The organism is Vibrio sp. RC2502 (assembly GCF_054850435.1).
In genome coordinates, this window is sequence record NZ_CM141453.1 from 2,326,101 (window position 1) to 2,341,632 (window position 15,532).

The following is a 15,532-nucleotide window of genomic DNA, read 5'->3' on the forward strand; positions in this document are numbered from 1 at the left end:
ACAAAGGATTATCCATGTCATCCGACAGACAGCCGTCCTTGCTTACGCAAAGAAAGTTCCTGCCCTATTTTGTTACTCAGTTTTTTGGCGCTTTCAACGACAACATTTTTAAAAACGTTTTGTTGCTGTTTGTCGCTTTCGCTGGTTCTAGCGCATTACCCATTTCTAGTAATTTATTCATAAACTTAGCAGCTGGCTTATTCATTCTTCCATTCTTCCTTTTTTCTGCCTCTGCTGGAGTTTTGGCGGATAAATACGAGAAATCGTGGTTTATTCGCAAAGTAAAACTGTTTGAAATCGCCATCATGCTGCTAGGCGCCGTTGGCTTTATAACAGAAAGCTACGGTGTCTTACTTCTGCTGCTTTTTTTAATGGGGACGCAATCCGCGTTCTTCGGCCCCGTCAAGTACGCGCTTCTTCCTCAGGAATTAAACGCTAAGGAACTGGTACCGGGCAATGCCTTGGTTGAAGCCGGGACATTTATCGCCATTCTTATCGGCACGCTCGGTGCAGGCATTATTGCTTCTGCTGACAACGCGAAATATCTGGCCGCTTTCTGCGTGGTTCTATTTGCCCTGCTCGGTTACTTATCCAGTCGCTCGATTCCATTTGCTGCGGCAAGTGCCCCTGAACTTAAATTCCGTTGGCGACCTTATCAGCAAACTAAGCATACGCTGGCGATCGCGAAATCCGATCGCATCATATTTCAATGCATAATGGCCATCAGTTGGTTTTGGTTTCTCGGTGCTGCATATCTTACTCAGTTCCCAAACTTCACCAAGGTCTATCTGAACGGTACAGAAAGCGCCGTATCCTTCTTACTTGCACTCTTCTCAGTAGGGATTGCTCTAGGCTCACTGGCTTGCAACTGGATCTCAAATCATCGAATCGAAGTGGGCATCGTGCCAATCGGTGCCTTAGGCATCACCATCTTCGGTTACTTAATGGCGACATCAGTACCAACTGAGCTACCTGAGTTCGCAAACTTCATTGAATTTGTTCGTTTCGAGCCTTTCTGGCCACTGTTTTTCTATCTGCTCATGATAGGAGCATCGGGCGGATTATTTATCGTCCCACTGTATGCCTTAATGCAGCACCGAGCGAAGGAGACTGAACGAGCGCAAGTGATAGCAGGTCTGAATATCTTTAACTCGCTATTTATGGTGGGCAGCGCGGTCCTTGGCATTATATGCCTAAGCGTAGTAGAGATGAGTATTCCACAACTGTTTGCGCTTCTTGCAGTGCTTAACTTCTTAGTCGCGGCATATATCTTTCTACAAATCCCGATTTTTGTGGTTCGCTTTGCAATGTGGATGCTCACGCACACCATCTATCGTGTTAAACACAAAAATCTGCATAACTTACCTGAGCATGGTGGTGCATTGATTGTGTGCAATCATGTGAGCTACATGGATGCCCTGTTACTGAGTGCCGTATGCCCTCGTTTGATTCGCTTTGTGATGGAAGAAGATTACGCCAACCTGCCGCCGCTAAGACACTTTTTACGCCGTGCTGGCGTGATACCAATTTCTGCTAGCAACCGAAGTTCTATTCGTCGAGCATTTAACGACGTCGAAGAAGCTCTCAATGAAGGCCATATTGTCTGTATCTTCCCTGAAGGGCGATTGACCTCCGATGGCGAAATGAACGACTTCATGCGTGGCATCGACATTATTCTGCGTCGAAGCCCAGTACCTGTGATTCCGATGGCATTGAAAGGATTGTGGGGCAGTTATTTTAGCCGCGCTAAAGGACGAGCATGCAGAGGATTCCCGACTCGCTTCTGGTCCAAATTGGAAATTGAAGCTGGCAAACCGGTAGATCCTAGCTCAGCCACCGCACAAACTATGTTCGAAAAAGTGCACGCATTGCGCGGAGATTGGCGATAAACAAAACGTTGAGAATTATTTGAACACACGTTTAGATTATCTGAACGTGTGTTCAAATCATTAAGACAAACTGACCAGATACAGTGCGATATACTCTCGCTTTCACTAACGACAATGAATCATAAATCTTGAACAGAAAGTACATCCCCTTTGGACTGGCACTGCTTTTTTGCTTAACTCCTTTTGTGTCATCCCCTATTGCACTTGTTATTGGCTTCTTACTTGCCAGCTTTGGCTTAGTTCCTACTGAGTTACCCATCGCCTCTTTCACCAAAAAACTGCTTTCTTATTCTATTATCGGTTTAGGGTTTGGTATCAATTTTGAACAGGCATTGTCTGTCACGTCAGATGGTATCGGGCTAATTATCGCTACGATTGTCGGCACACTCGTTATTGGCTCACTCATCGCCAAAGTAATCAAACTCGAAACGACGACTGCGTATCTCATTTCATCCGGAACTGCGATATGTGGTGGCAGCGCAATTGCTGCGGTCGCACCAGCAATCAGAGCCAAAGATGAACAAATAGGTTTGGCACTCGCTACCGTTTTTGTACTCAACTCTCTAGCGTTGTTCATCTTCCCCGTCATTGGTCATGCGTTAAACCTAGACCAACACACCTTTGGGACGTGGGCGGCAATTGCGATTCATGATACTTCGTCTGTTGTTGGCGCTGCCTCTGCCTACGGTGAAGAGGCACTGACAACTGCAACCACGCTCAAACTGGCGCGAGCCTTGTGGATCATTCCTGTTGCTTTGATTAGCGCCGTGATTTTCTCACGTGGGAACAAAGAGAACGGTTCGAAAAAGTTAGTGATTCCTTACTTCATTTTCTGGTATTGCGCAGCCATCGCCTTTAGTGATTTCTTTCCACAATTTGAGGTGGTGTATCACGGTATTTTTACCATTGCGAAGCAAGCTCTGGTGGTGTGCTTATTCTTGATAGGATGTAGTATTTCGATTTCGAAACTGAAATCTTCGGGTCCTAAACCGCTGTTGTTTGGTGTGACTTTATGGGTATTAATTTCCACCACGTCACTAAGCTGGCTAGTACTTAGATAATCGTTGTCGACTTATCGCGTTGGTCAGAGGTTGACTCTTGTTTGTCACTCTTGAGCGCAAACACCAACGCGATAGCGATTAAAAACGCCGTCAATTCCGCTAACGAGCGAGTGAGCCCTTCACTGCTAATTGCGATGCCAATTTGTAATACCACTGCTATCAATAAAACCGATTTCACCATTCTGAAGCTTATGCCTTTCTGCTCTACGTTGAGACATAATTATGATTCAGAGTTATAAGGTTACGAAATTCCCTTTCCGACTAACACATAGCAAAATTGACTAATCTTCGCCTCATTTCCGCCGGGAGAATGAGCGCCAGCTATTTAACGTTGATTATTTAACTCAGAAAGCAACCACTCTTTGACCGCTTTACGCGAAACTTTAATTCCACCTTCTAACAAGGCTTGTGGCATCAAATAGTAAGCGATTGGCCATTTAAACTTCTCAAGCTTTTTCCACAAGTATTGCTCGTATTCCTGTTGGCTCAGTAACGCTTCTGATTGAATAACGGCTATAGGACGATGACCGAACTCAGCATCTTCGACTGGCACGACAATGCTCTGAGTGACGCTTGGGATTTGGTTCAATACTGCTTCTATTTCCTCACAGTGAACGTTTTCTCCACCTGAGATAAATTGATTATCGGCCCGACCGATGATCTTTAACTCATCTCCTTGCCAAGTACCGAGATCCTTACTGTCGAACCAACCATCCTCGTCCACGAATGCCGTCACTTGACCTTGGTGAAAATAGCCTGAAGCTAGCGTTTGTCCACCAATGTAAATGCGCTCATCAACCAGCTTAATCTTACGATTTTTTAGTAAATGCCCAGCATTGCTTACGTCATTGATCTGTTTTGCCGTAACGGTAGATGCTGCCTCGGTCATACCATAACCTAGCCACGTTTCGATGCCTTTTTCTGTGGCTCTTACCGCTAGCTCATGAGCCACATGACTGCCCCCCAGCAAAACGTGCGTCAGTGACAGTTCAACATAATCATCTAGCAAGCGTTTAAGTTGAGTCGCCACTAAAGAGGCGTGTGAAACCGCGAGGATATCGTCTGCCAGTCTTCCCGTGCCGATTTTCAACGTTGCGCCAACAAACAACCAGCGATAGACAATCGCAAGGCCGGAAACATGATAAAGTGGGAGCGACAACAGCCAAGTATCTTGTTGATGGAAGGTGAACTCACAAAGTAATCCCTCTGCCGAAGCGAGGTGCTGTCGATGCGTATGTACCACCGCTTTCGGTGCCCCCGTTGAGCCTGAGGTAAACACAATCGAAGCCAACCTGTCGTGCTGATAGTCGTCCTCAGTGTTTTCAACCACGGTATCTACCGTAGGCAAAGTGAGAAAAATCGCATTTAATGCTGCTTTCTCTTCGCTAGAGTAAGCGAACTCACACTCCGGAGTTAACCAAACAAAACGCGTTTGATGATCGCCGTACAGTGTGCAGAGCTTACCTTGTAGCGCCTCGATTGGCTGAGGCATAGTCAACGCGGTGATGGCGCCTAACTGTTGCGCCGCTAAATAAAACAGTACTGTTTCAACTTGGTTCTTCCCTACCAGAGTCACCACATCATCGCGCGTAACACCTTGCTGCAAGAGCGATTGCGCGTATTGAGTAACACGAAGCGAGAGCTGTTGCCAATTCAATGTTTCTTGAGATGTTGCGAGTGCAATAGAAAAAGGGCTCGTTTGAGCCCAATACTTCCAAGGTGGAATCGCACTATTTTCTGTAGAGAATGGCTCTATGCTGAATGCCACACTAACTCCTGCTCAGACAAAGGAAGCACAGGAAGTTCGCACTTTGGCCAACCTTGCTCTAGCTGCGCTTTGAACAACCCGATAGTGTCCAAACCAGGAACTTCATCAGGCAACTGCCATTGCGCCAAACGTGCTAATTGGTTCAAACCAAGGCTCGACTCAATGCTTGAGCTGATCACCGCTTTCATACCTAACGCTTTTGCTTTTTCGATCAATTTAATGCAGAAGTCGACGGAGCCGATTAATGTCGGTTTGATAATGATCGCTTTCACGCCTGTCAGATCTTCAAGGCTAAAGTCTTCTCGACGAACGGCATCTTGCAGCGTTTCATCCCAAGCAATCGCGATACCAGTATTAATGGCAAAAGACATGCTGTCGCCTGGAGCTCGGCATGGCTCTTCCAAAAACGTAATTCGTTGGCGAAGAGACGGTGTAATGTACTTAGCAAACTGCTGCGCTTTTTCGGGAGTCCAAGCGCGGTTCGCATCCAGTCGAAGCGTTAATTGAGGGATAGATTCAAGGAAGAGATTCACAAGCATGCCGTCGCGAATGGGCTCATACAAACCCACTTTCACTTTTGCCACTTTCTCGCCTTCCATCTCGTTGAGTTTTGGAATCAACTCATCGGGATCGCCCGTACACAGTGGAGCAGTTTGATATTTGCCTTGCGTCGGCAAACCACCTTCTAACTCCAATTGAGCCATAGATAAGCCAAACGCAACCGAAGGATACATATTGGCATAATCAACCGGTATACCCGCGACCCAGCGTTCAGCCTGTTCTTGTAACTGAATGCCAGCCTCTTCGGTACTTTCCAAGCTAAAACCAAAAAGCGGTGCGACTTCACCTAATCCCGTGTTCTCGCCATCAGATAGCTCAACAATGTAGCCGATGCGTTCAGTCAGCTTGTTATCACGCAGTATTACGCCACTGTCCATTGGAAGGCAGTAACGGTAAATCTTTGCTTTACGCATAATTCCTGTCCTATTACGTACAACCCAAGCTTGCTGGCTATAAGAACGAACCATCCTCCCTGAGGGCGAGGCGCTCGGGACTAAAAACGAAGCAGAGGAGCACTCTGGCTCCTCTTTATTTACGGATTATGGGTTACGAGGGAACTTGTCGAAGTCTGGGCGACGTTTCTCGTTGAATGCGTTACGACCTTCTTGTCCTTCATCTGTCATGTAGAACATCATTGTTGCGTTACCCGCAAGCTCTTGAAGACCAGCTTGACCATCACAATCCGCGTTCAATGCCGCTTTCAGGCAGCGTAACGCCATTGGGCTATGCTGAAGAACTTCACGACACCATCGAACGGTTTCTTTCTCTAGATCGTCTAGAGGCACAACCGTGTTGACCAAGCCCATGTCTAACGCTTCTTGCGCGTTGTAGAAACGACATAGGAACCAGATTTCGCGCGCTTTCTTCTGGCCTACGATACGAGCCATGTAAGACGCGCCCCAACCACCATCAAATGAACCCACTTTAGGGCCCGTTTGACCAAACTGCGCGTTGTCCGCTGCAATTGTTAGGTCACACATCATGTGCAGTACATGACCGCCGCCAACAGCCCAACCCGCTACGGAAGCAATAACAGGTTTTGGACATGTACGAATATCACGTTGGAAATCCAATACGTTTAGGTGATGCGTACCTTGGTCATCTTTGTAACCGCCGTAATCGCCACGAATCTTCTGGTCACCACCAGAACAGAATGCATCTTCACCCAAACCAGTTAGGATGATAACGCCAACACCTGAGTCGTAGCGTGCATCTGCCAACGCATCAATCATCTCTTTTACCGTTTGAGGGCGGAACGCATTACGCACTTGAGGGCGTGCAATGGTAATTTTCGCGATACCATCTTCAGACTTGTGGTAATGAATATCCTCGTATTTCTCGCCGCAATCTTTCCATTGAACCGGAGCGTAAAGTTCTTCTTCAGAAATGCCTACTGTTTTAGCCATGGTGATTCCCATTGTTCTCGTTGCTCTCACTGAAAGTGAGAATGAATTATTTGCTTAATGTGCATCGCAAACTGCTTTGGCTGCTCTTGATGAACGTTATGTCCTGCGCCTTCAATTTGTCGATACGCCAACCCGCTTGTTTGTGCCAATTGGCTAAATTTTTTGTCTTTCGCGCCACACACATAATAAATGGGTATGCGCTGTTGTTGCAGTGCGGGCAGTAAATACGCCTGCTTGGCTAACGATGTTGCCATCAACATGTTCGCAATTGCCGAGCCAAGATTAGCACTTCGCTTGGCAATTAATGTTTGTCTTTGCTCATGGTTTAGTGAAGAAAACACCGCTTGTTGATACCAATCGCTCAAAACACGTTCAAGTGGTTCACTCTCGAAGCGCAGTGCCCATTTTTGGTCGTTGTGCAATCTTGACTGTATCTCTGACTCTGTTTGAAGCCCGAAGTTTCCCCCTTCCACAATCGCGCCGACAATATTGAGATCTGAGAAGCACTCACCAGCAAGACCGTGCATTGCGATTCTTCCACCCATTGAGTAGCCAATCAAAATAAGTGGTTGTTGCGGAGGAAATAATAAAGATAGTGTGGAATTAAGAAGTTTGCAGCAATCATCGAGATCGTTGCACTTTGTAAACTGGCTGCGACCATGACCAGGAAGGTCTATAACGACTCGTTCAAACTGAGTCAGCTCATCCAAACAAGCTTGCCAATCAGCACCACTTCCTAAAAGGCCATGCAAAAACACCAGAGTGGGAAGCTCACCACTTTGGTGTTTTTTAGTTGGAGAGAGACGCTCAGAGTGAAGCATGCAGGCTCTTATTAAATGCCTTTATCAACTCTGCGACTTGGCTTGGTGGGGTTTGAACTTCCACCAGCATTGTGCCTTGGCCGCTCGACAGGTGCTCGGCAACCATTGCTTGATACATTTGTAATGTAGTTGGCTTTTCATACTTTAAGCCAAACTGCTTAGCTGCATGTTCAAACTGATAACCGTGGGGCATTTGGTAGTACGCAGTGCGATGCTCCTGAGGCACTGGCAACATATCGAAAATCGCACCACCATCATTGTTTGTGACCACAAGTACTGACGGCAGATCATTACGAGAAAACAGCGCGAGCGAGTTGAGGTCATAAAGCGCCGATGTATCTCCGATGTACATCAATAGCGGCTTGCCTCGTGAGCGCTGCACACCAGAAGCTGTGGCAAATAGACCATCAATACCCGACGCTCCGCGATTGGTAAACACCTCAGTATTTAATCGGCCAAACATATCGACTAATCGAACAAACAAGCTGTTACCGAGAAAGACATCGACGTTCTGCGTTCGCTCTTCAATGTCAGCCGCTAACGCGATTTCATTAAGCGTTGAAGCTGATGAAGACAGAAACTCATCGCGAATGTGAGCGCGAACATGGGCTATATCGGTCAGCAATCCATCAGCCCACCCTTGAGTACTTGAGCTCTTAACATCAACACGCTCGACCCAACTTTTAGGTGATGCAGCCCAATGCAATTGCGGAAGGTGTGTTTGGTTATCTCGGCTTAAACTTGGCGAGATAAACCAGTACTGAACATCTCGGCCTTTTTGGCTTTGCGACACCTGTTTATTAATCCATTGGTTCAAGCGCTTAGATATGATGCGGCTACCAAACTGGAGCACCAAATCACATTCGTCGAGTTGGCTGGCCAACTTAGGCTGTTGTAACCACAAATCATAATGTGACCAACCGGAGCTAACTCCACTTTGCGGATCCGCCAATACAGGCCACCCCATTTGCTGTGCAAACGCTTTTGCCGCTTGCGCGTGATCAGCAGGTAAGCTGCCAATGACAACCACTCCTTTTCTATCAGCACAAAATGGAATGTCACGGAATGATGGACTGACGAATCGTTGAGTATATGTTTGACCGCCTTTGCGCCACGCTTCGACACTGTTCAGGTAGCTTTGGTAAGCGCTTTTTTCCCCGTCAGAATACAGCGGCTCAGGAAAGGCGCAGTTAATGTGAACCGCGCTGCCATGTAACTGCTGGTTAAACATCACCTCATCAACCGAAGTGAGTAACCAGTTGAGCGGCGTATTTAAACTCGGACTTGGCAAGTTCAAATTTGCCGATACATGATGAGAAAAAATCCCAAGCTGATTAATTGCTTGGTTTGCGCCACAACCGACGAGTTCAACAGGGCGATCAGCGGTAAGCAAAACCAGTTTTTCGCCCGTTAATTTAGCTTCTGCTACCGCAGGCAACAAGTTTGCGACCGCAGTGCCAGAAGTCACGATAACGGCTACCGGCTCTTGGCTCGCTTTCGCCAAACCAAGCGCCATAAAACCTAATCCACGCTCATCAAAATGAGTATGAATGGAAAAATTTGGCCGTTCCACCGCTTCTAAAGTCAAAGGAGTCGAACGCGATCCCGGCGCGATACAAACATGCTTCACACCAAATCGGTGAAGCTCAGTCAAAATGGTCTCTGACCAAATTCGATTGAGAACCGCTTGATCGTAACTCATGATGCCACTCCAAGCGGCGGATGATCGGAAATCAACGTTAACAGCGTCGACATCTTTTTATCTAACTCAGCCCATTCGTGTTCAGCAACTGATCCAGGAACAATACCCGCTCCAGCAAACAGCTGAACTTGATCGCCAAGCACCAATGCACTTCTTATTGCCACACAAAACTCTGCGCGTTCATGGCTGATGTAACCCATAGAGCCAGCATACCAGCCACGAGCAAACGGCTCGTTATCAAGGATGAACTGCATCGACTCTTTACGAGGCAAACCTGCCACTGCGGCCGTCGGCTGCAATGCAGAAAGCAGTTGTACGCCATTTGTGCCTGTTTTTAAGCTTGCATGAATATTGCGCTTGAGGTGCTGCACCTTACGTAAACGCACCAATCTCGGTTCGGTTTCTACTTCTACCATTTCGGAATGAGGAGAAAGGCGTTCCACGATATCGTCCACGACGTACTGGTTTTCGTTTAAGTTTTTTGAATCCTGAGATAACCAGTTCGCCAACTCCATATCATGAGTGGCATTGTCGCCGCGGCCAATAGTGCCCGCTAAAGCTTCGGTATGAAGCTCATGTCCAACACGAGAATACAAACGCTCTGGCGTAGAACCCATAAAACTGTGTTTGCTGTCTAAACTCAGCAAGAAATGAAAGCTGTGATGGTTGTTCAAATAGCTCGCTTTAAGCAGTTGTGCAGCGCTCAACCTGTTATCCAGTTGGACAGTAGAGCGGCGAGCCAACACAACTTTTTTAAACTCATCATTCTCAATCCCAGTCAGAACTTTATGTACCAGCGCATCCCACTCAGATTTGACAGGAGTATGAACAATCGAGCGAATGTGTGACGAGATCGGAGGTAAAGCGGCGACATCGCAAATAAGCTTTCTCAAGCCTGCAAGCGTGCGCGCTTTGTCTTCAGTTAGGTTAACCGCAAGTGACCACTGCTGATCAAATCGAATCAGTTCAATTTGAGGCAAAAAGAAGAAAGAAGGCATGCAACGGCGATTTTTTTCGTGCTGGCCATCAAACGATCGCCCGCCCCATACTCGCTGCCCTTCACCAAGAATGGTATAGGCAGGACCCGGCTCAACAAAAGAGTGCAACTGTCCTAGCGCGACGACCTCTTCACGAGTATCACGAGATTGCCAATAAAACTTGGGGAAAAGTGGTTGTGCATCAAGCCAATCAATAAATGCGAAATTCGGTTTTTCGCTGAGGGGCTCGACCAGACGTACTTGATTGCCTTCCGTGTGCTGAACTCGCTCGATAATTCTTTTTACGGCTTGATGGAACTCTGACAAATCAACCTCGAAGTATGTGAGGATAAAGGTAACTGACGGCTACTCTAAGTTTAGACCCAAAGCAAATCAAGGTCGTATGCGATCTTTTGCAAAATCCTGTGATAGCAAGCGAGCAAAAGTTAGCCTGCAAACGGATAATTTACAGATTTATATTCTAATAAAAAACAAATTATTGTATTTTAATAAAGAAATTAACGAATTTTTAGGAATTATACAATGCAAAATATCGGGATGTCGTCAAAACTCGACAATGTCTGCTACGACATTAGGGGTCCTGTACTCAAACATGCTAAGCGCATGGAGGAAGAAGGGCATAAAATCCTAAAGTTGAACATTGGTAACCCTGCCCCATTTGGTTTTGACGCCCCTGATGAGATTCTTGTAGATGTAATTCGTAATCTACCGACCTCTCAAGGCTACTGTGACTCCAAAGGCATTTACTCTGCACGTAAAGCGGTGGTTCAACATTACCAACGCAAAGGCATTCGTTCTCTAGACGTAGAAGATGTGTACGTCGGTAATGGCGTGTCGGAGCTGATCGTGATGGCAATGCAAGCGTTGCTAAACAACGGCGATGAAATGCTCATCCCTGCGCCTGACTACCCATTGTGGACGGCATCAGTAGCGTTGTCTGGTGGCAACCCCGTTCATTATCTGTGTGATGAACAATCGGATTGGTATCCAGACCTTGATGACATCAAAAAGAAAATCACGCCGAAGACCCGCGGTATTGTTCTGATCAACCCGAACAACCCAACAGGTGCTGTATATAGTCGTGACTTCTTGCTAGAGGTGATTGAGATTGCTCGCCAGCACAAGCTGATCATTTTCGCTGACGAGATTTACGACAAAGTGCTTTACGATGGCGCAACACACACTTCTGTTGCGACGCTAACGGAAGACGTACTTGTGATGACCTTCAACGGTTTGTCGAAAGCTTACCGTGTATGTGGTTTCCGCGGCGGGTGGATGTTCTTAACTGGTCCAAAACACTTAGCACAAGGCTATGTTAACGGTCTAGAGCTACTCTCTTCTATGCGTCTTTGTGCCAACGTGCCGATGCAACATGCGATTCAAACCGCGTTAGGTGGCTACCAAAGTATCAATGAGTTGATCTTGCCTGGTGGTCGATTGCTAGAGCAGCGTAATCGTGCGTTCGAGCTGATCAACCAGATCCCAGGGGTATCTTGTGTGAAACCCAAAGGTGCCATGTACTTATTCCCTAAAATCGATACCAAGATGTACAACATCAAGAATGACCAGCAGATGGTGCTCGATTTCTTGAAACAGGAAAAAGTACTGCTAGTACAAGGCTCAGGTTTTAACTGGCCAAAACCAGACCATTTCCGCATTGTGACTTTGCCACACGTTGAAGACCTGGAAACCGCAATCGGACGCTTCGAGCGATTCCTATCAACCTACAGCCAGTAAAGAATCACTGGTAGTAATTAGTGTTGATCTCTCATATGCTTAGAGGAACTCCTAGTGAGTTCCTTTTTTATACCAGAAACGGAGAAAGCCATGAAAGAAAGCCATTTTTTCGCCCACTTGGCACGAATGAAGCTTATCCAACGCTGGCCTTTGATGCGCTCTGTATCACCAGAAAACGTTTCGGAACACAGCTTACAAGTCGCATTTGTCGCTCACGCACTCGCGTTAATTAAAAACAAAAAGTTCGGCGGCACGCTTAATCCTGAACGCATTGCTCTTCTCGCGATGTATCACGATTCAAGTGAAGTGCTCACTGGCGATTTGCCAACTCCCGTTAAGTACTACAATCCCGAAATCGCAAAAGAATATAAGAAGATAGAAGCCGCTGCCGAGCACAAATTACTTTCTATGTTGCCGGAAGAATTTCAGGAAGATTTTGCCCCATTTCTACTTTCTCATTCGTCTCACGAAGAAGACTCTCAGATAGTAAAACAGGCCGACTCCATCTGTGCGTACTTAAAATGTTTGGAAGAACTAAGTGCAGGTAACCATGAGTTTGCCTTAGCGAAAAAGCGCCTAGACGTCACTTTACAAGAACGTAAAACGCCAGAAATGGAATACTTCCTTAATACATTCGCCCCAAGCTTTGAGCTATCGCTGGATGAAATCAGTTAGCCAGTTTAGTTTATGGAGATAAACGTGTCGTTTGAATTACACTCTTTGTGGCAAGAGCGCCACGATGATGAGCATAAAATCCGCCGTGATGACCACCGCAGCCCCTATCAACGTGATAGAGCGAGAATCCTGCACTCTGCGGCATTTCGACGCCTACAAGCGAAAACTCAAGTTCATGGCAACAGCTTGGAAGACTTTCATAGAAGTCGACTTACTCACTCGTTAGAAGCGGCCCAATTAGGCACGGGTATTGTCGCGCAACTTAAAAAGAAACAGTCTGAATTTAAAGAACTATTGCCCTCGGACAGTTTGATTGACTCTCTGTGTCTCGCGCACGATATCGGCCACCCACCATACGGACACGGTGGCGAAGTCGCATTGAACTATATGATGCGTGACCATGGTGGCTTTGAAGGCAATGCGCAGACTTTTCGCATTGTGACCAAATTGGAGCCATACACTGAGCACTTCGGGATGAATCTATCGCGCCGAACTTTGTTAGGTTTGATCAAATACCCAGCACTCATCAGTCAGACTCGTTCAGTCAAGCTGCCAAACCCTGCAGAACATCAACGCCGATTAAAAGCCAAAGAATGGAGCCCAGCGAAAGGCATCTACGATTGCGATAAAGATCTGTTTGATTGGGTTATTGCTCCACTCAGCGAGAATGACAAAAGCCTGTTGAGCCAAATGCGCTATCGACCAGACTCCGATTTAGAGCACAGCAAAACGCGCTTTAAATCCCTCGACTGCTCCATTATGGAGCTCGCCGATGATATTGCGTATGGCGTGCACGACTTAGAAGATGCCATTGTGCTGGGTATGGTCACACGTCAACAATGGCAAGAAGGTGCTGCAAGTCAGTTAGCTGATTGCGGTGATCCTTGGTTTGAAGAACATATCGACTCTATCGGGCAAATGCTGTTTAGCGGTAAACATCACCAACGCAAAGATGCGATTGGCGGTATGGTCAATGCCCTACTTACAAGCATCTCTATTAAAGTGGTTGATGAACCATTCCAAAACCCTTTACTGGCATGGAATGCTTGTTTAGAACCGCATATGGCGAAAGCGCTAGATGTGCTTAAACATTTCGTCAGTCAGTATGTCATTCAAGTGCCGCAGGTACAGATTGTCGAATACAAAGGGCAACAAATCATCATGGATATATTCGAAGCACTAAGTGCCGATCCTGAACGATTGTTGCCAATACACACAAAAGAGCTTTGGCAGAGTGCAACTAGCGATAGTGGCAAAATGCGAGTCATTGCCGATTACATATCCGCAATGACCGATGGTCATGCGCAAAAGCTACACCGCCAATTGTTCTCTTCTATTGTTTTGTAGACTGTTCTACTTGTTCAAATAATTCTTTTCAAATACGCCCGGAGGCATCTGGGCGATTTGAAATTCAATCATCCTGTCAAAAGCATTGAGTAGCGGCGAGAAGTCGTTATCCGGCTCCAACAAACTCAACGCATAAAACCCTGCTTCCACTGTCGAAAGACTGTTGTCTGAAGGCGCTTTACGAATTGTATAGTGACCTTGTAAATCCTCGGGAAGCTTCACTGTGGTTAAAGTGTGTAAGTTGGTGGAAAGCTGCCACATTTTATAGGCTTTTTTCCACGTGCCATCGAGCAAAATTAGGCGTGTTTTTCTTGTGCGCTCGCTCTCGGTACACGCAATGTCTGAAAGGCACTGTGATTGCTCCGACGGATAAAGGATAAAATGCTGATACGCTTCATCGGTGAGCAACGCGTTTAACTGAGCGTCGTCAGAAAAATTCTCGCCAATCAAACAAGTACAGTTCTTTAAACTCAAATTGAGAATCCGTGCCGTACCAAGTGGACGATGCGCTTCACTCGTATGCTGAAGAATGATAAGTTCAACCCCGCTTGCTAGCGGTACAATCCATTGGCAAATACAGGCTTTGCGCGATTTTCCACACTGAGAACAATAACGAGACATAGAGTGAACCTTTATACATTGCTGACCATCATCAGCGTTATCTGCTTAGTACTACAATTCGAACCAATGGCGAGCCTCACCGAATGGCACGCTTACAACATACGTCATGGTGAATGGTGGCGAATCGTAACAGGAAATCTCACGCATACCAACTTTGCCCACCTTGGAATGAACTTGGCTGGATTATGGGTTATCGCGTTTATATTCCGTCCTAGTGCGCGCAACTTCTCGACTGTTTTTCTTTTACTTTGTGCCTTTGTCGGCGCAATGAACTTACTGACTAGCATGTCAGTCTATGTCGGCTTGTCTGGCGTCTTACACGGTTTGTTTGGTTTTTGGGCTCTCAGAGAAGTGTTTGAAAACAGAAGAAGTAGCCTACTCTTAGTCGCCGGACTTATTGCGAAAATCGCATGGGAGCAATTTTATGGCCCTTCAACCAGCACTGCTGCAATGATAGGCGCTCGTGTTGCTGTTGATGCACATCTGTTTGGTGCAATGGGAGGCTTAGGTATGGCATTAGTAGAGAAAGGATTCCATCGCCGTATATTTGGATAAAAAATCCCGAACCACGAAAGAGGGTTTGGTTCGGGAAAGCAGTAACCGGAAACGAAAACTCAGTAAGAATACAATGGTCGAAGCCCGCGTTTATAGAAGAATGCGGTCTTCGTTTTTCTTGATGGTTGCTTCACCAATTCCTTTTACATTGGTTAAATCAGCTGCTGTTTTAAATGGGCCGTGCTCAGTACGGTAGTCAACTATGCTTTGCGCTTTCTTTTCGCCAATACCTTTCAGCATCGTTGCTATCTCTTCTGCAGAAGCAGTATTGATATTGACCGTAATTTCAATTCCTTCATATTTATCAGCCTTGGTATCAGCCTTGGTATCAGCGGCCAAACTGAGTGGTGCGAACACCACTAAACACAAGGTTAAAATCCATTTCATATTG

General features: G+C 46.4%; 15 protein-coding genes. 6 read left to right on the forward strand and 9 right to left on the reverse strand.

From position 1 onward, the window contains the following. Positions 1-14: 14 nt before the first annotated feature. Both ACYJZR_RS10845 and ACYJZR_RS10850 read left to right on the forward strand, forming a co-directional pair. A complete protein-coding gene (locus ACYJZR_RS10845) occupies positions 15-1,889 on the forward strand; it encodes an MFS transporter (protein ID WP_406966235.1) in 1,875 nt (624 codons plus the stop codon). 128 nt (positions 1,890-2,017) lie between these two features. Continuing rightward, the gene (locus ACYJZR_RS10850) at positions 2,018-2,950 is read left to right on the forward strand and encodes a YeiH family protein (protein WP_017448694.1); all 933 of its coding nucleotides are present in this window, start codon (positions 2,018-2,020) and stop codon (positions 2,948-2,950) included. Here ACYJZR_RS10850 and ACYJZR_RS10855 read toward each other — a convergent pair. The 7 genes from ACYJZR_RS10855 to ACYJZR_RS10885 all read right to left on the reverse strand — a co-directional run bounded on the left by ACYJZR_RS10855 (position 2,943) and on the right by ACYJZR_RS10885 (position 10,512). After that, the gene (locus ACYJZR_RS10855; protein ID WP_015296443.1) at positions 2,943-3,131 is read right to left on the reverse strand and encodes a hypothetical protein; all 189 of its coding nucleotides are present in this window, start codon (positions 3,129-3,131) and stop codon (positions 2,943-2,945) included. The two genes, ACYJZR_RS10850 and ACYJZR_RS10855, sit on opposite strands and share 8 nt — an antisense overlap. A 144-nt stretch (positions 3,132-3,275) precedes the next feature. Continuing rightward, positions 3,276-4,718, reverse strand: a complete 1,443-nt coding sequence (gene menE / locus ACYJZR_RS10860) for an o-succinylbenzoate--CoA ligase (protein WP_406966234.1) — start codon at positions 4,716-4,718, stop codon at positions 3,276-3,278. Then, positions 4,703-5,692, reverse strand: coding sequence for an o-succinylbenzoate synthase (menC, locus tag ACYJZR_RS10865; RefSeq protein WP_005456942.1), 990 nt, complete (start codon positions 5,690-5,692; stop codon positions 4,703-4,705). The genes menE and menC overlap by 16 nt, the downstream gene beginning before the upstream one ends. A gap of 126 nt (positions 5,693-5,818) precedes the next feature. Beyond that, positions 5,819-6,685 (reverse strand): 1,4-dihydroxy-2-naphthoyl-CoA synthase, encoded by an 867-nt coding sequence (menB, locus tag ACYJZR_RS10870; RefSeq protein WP_140269035.1) that lies wholly within the window; start codon positions 6,683-6,685, stop codon positions 5,819-5,821. 26 nt (positions 6,686-6,711) lie between these two features. Beyond that, positions 6,712-7,506, reverse strand: a complete 795-nt coding sequence (gene menH / locus ACYJZR_RS10875) for a 2-succinyl-6-hydroxy-2,4-cyclohexadiene-1-carboxylate synthase (RefSeq protein ID WP_025505008.1) — start codon at positions 7,504-7,506, stop codon at positions 6,712-6,714. Further along, the gene (menD, locus tag ACYJZR_RS10880; protein WP_406966233.1) at positions 7,493-9,208 is read right to left on the reverse strand and encodes a 2-succinyl-5-enolpyruvyl-6-hydroxy-3-cyclohexene-1-carboxylic-acid synthase; all 1,716 of its coding nucleotides are present in this window, start codon (positions 9,206-9,208) and stop codon (positions 7,493-7,495) included. Before menD ends, menH begins: the two co-directional genes overlap by 14 nt. Next, positions 9,205-10,512 carry an isochorismate synthase gene (locus ACYJZR_RS10885; protein WP_021454285.1) on the reverse strand — a complete coding sequence of 436 codons (1,308 nt, stop codon included), beginning with the start codon at positions 10,510-10,512 and terminating at the stop codon, positions 9,205-9,207. The genes menD and ACYJZR_RS10885 overlap by 4 nt, the downstream gene beginning before the upstream one ends. 216 nt (positions 10,513-10,728) lie before the next feature. On the opposite strand from ACYJZR_RS10885, the gene ACYJZR_RS10890 reads away from it, so the two are divergent. The 3 genes from ACYJZR_RS10890 to ACYJZR_RS10900 all read left to right on the forward strand — a co-directional run bounded on the left by ACYJZR_RS10890 (position 10,729) and on the right by ACYJZR_RS10900 (position 13,965). Further along, the gene (locus ACYJZR_RS10890; protein ID WP_005456922.1) at positions 10,729-11,943 is read left to right on the forward strand and encodes a pyridoxal phosphate-dependent aminotransferase; all 1,215 of its coding nucleotides are present in this window, start codon (positions 10,729-10,731) and stop codon (positions 11,941-11,943) included. Between the two features lie 90 nt (positions 11,944-12,033). After that, positions 12,034-12,618, forward strand: a complete 585-nt coding sequence (yfbR, locus tag ACYJZR_RS10895) for a 5'-deoxynucleotidase (protein WP_005482513.1) — start codon at positions 12,034-12,036, stop codon at positions 12,616-12,618. A 12-nt stretch (positions 12,619-12,630) separates the two neighbouring features. Further along, the gene (locus tag ACYJZR_RS10900) at positions 12,631-13,965 is read left to right on the forward strand and encodes an anti-phage deoxyguanosine triphosphatase (protein ID WP_049873683.1); all 1,335 of its coding nucleotides are present in this window, start codon (positions 12,631-12,633) and stop codon (positions 13,963-13,965) included. Between the two features lie 6 nt (positions 13,966-13,971). On the opposite strand, the gene ACYJZR_RS10905 is transcribed toward ACYJZR_RS10900, so the two are convergent. Continuing rightward, on the reverse strand, positions 13,972-14,586 hold the full coding sequence (locus ACYJZR_RS10905) for a tRNA-uridine aminocarboxypropyltransferase (protein ID WP_069521292.1): 615 nt from the start codon (positions 14,584-14,586) through the stop codon (positions 13,972-13,974). 3 nt (positions 14,587-14,589) lie between these two features. Between ACYJZR_RS10905 and rrtA the strand changes: the two genes are divergently transcribed. After that, positions 14,590-15,141: a rhombosortase gene (gene rrtA / locus ACYJZR_RS10910; protein WP_023624117.1), complete on the forward strand. Its 552-nt coding sequence runs from the start codon at positions 14,590-14,592 to the stop codon at positions 15,139-15,141. Positions 15,142-15,231: 90 nt separating this feature from the next. Here rrtA and ACYJZR_RS10915 read toward each other — a convergent pair whose 3' ends face one another. Further along, positions 15,232-15,528 (reverse strand): ComEA family DNA-binding protein, encoded by a 297-nt coding sequence (locus ACYJZR_RS10915; protein ID WP_406966238.1) that lies wholly within the window; start codon positions 15,526-15,528, stop codon positions 15,232-15,234. Between the last annotated feature and the right edge of the window lie 4 nt (positions 15,529-15,532).

Coding starts and splice junctions, on each gene's coding strand:
- ACYJZR_RS10845 (WP_406966235.1), top strand. CDS start 15: ATGTCATCCGACAGACAGCCGTCCTTGCTTACGCAAAGAAAGTTCCTG.
- ACYJZR_RS10855 (WP_015296443.1), bottom strand. CDS start 3,131: ATGGTGAAATCGGTTTTATTGATAGCAGTGGTATTACAAATTGGCATC.
- menC (WP_005456942.1), bottom strand. CDS start 5,692: ATGCGTAAAGCAAAGATTTACCGTTACTGCCTTCCAATGGACAGTGGC.
- menB (WP_140269035.1), bottom strand. CDS start 6,685: ATGGCTAAAACAGTAGGCATTTCTGAAGAAGAACTTTACGCTCCGGTT.
- menH (WP_025505008.1), bottom strand. CDS start 7,506: ATGCTTCACTCTGAGCGTCTCTCTCCAACTAAAAAACACCAAAGTGGT.
- menD (WP_406966233.1), bottom strand. CDS start 9,208: ATGAGTTACGATCAAGCGGTTCTCAATCGAATTTGGTCAGAGACCATT.
- ACYJZR_RS10890 (WP_005456922.1), top strand. CDS start 10,729: ATGCAAAATATCGGGATGTCGTCAAAACTCGACAATGTCTGCTACGAC.
- yfbR (WP_005482513.1), top strand. CDS start 12,034: ATGAAAGAAAGCCATTTTTTCGCCCACTTGGCACGAATGAAGCTTATC.
- ACYJZR_RS10900 (WP_049873683.1), top strand. CDS start 12,631: ATGGAGATAAACGTGTCGTTTGAATTACACTCTTTGTGGCAAGAGCGC.
- ACYJZR_RS10905 (WP_069521292.1), bottom strand. CDS start 14,586: ATGTCTCGTTATTGTTCTCAGTGTGGAAAATCGCGCAAAGCCTGTATT.
- ACYJZR_RS10915 (WP_406966238.1), bottom strand. CDS start 15,528: ATGAAATGGATTTTAACCTTGTGTTTAGTGGTGTTCGCACCACTCAGT.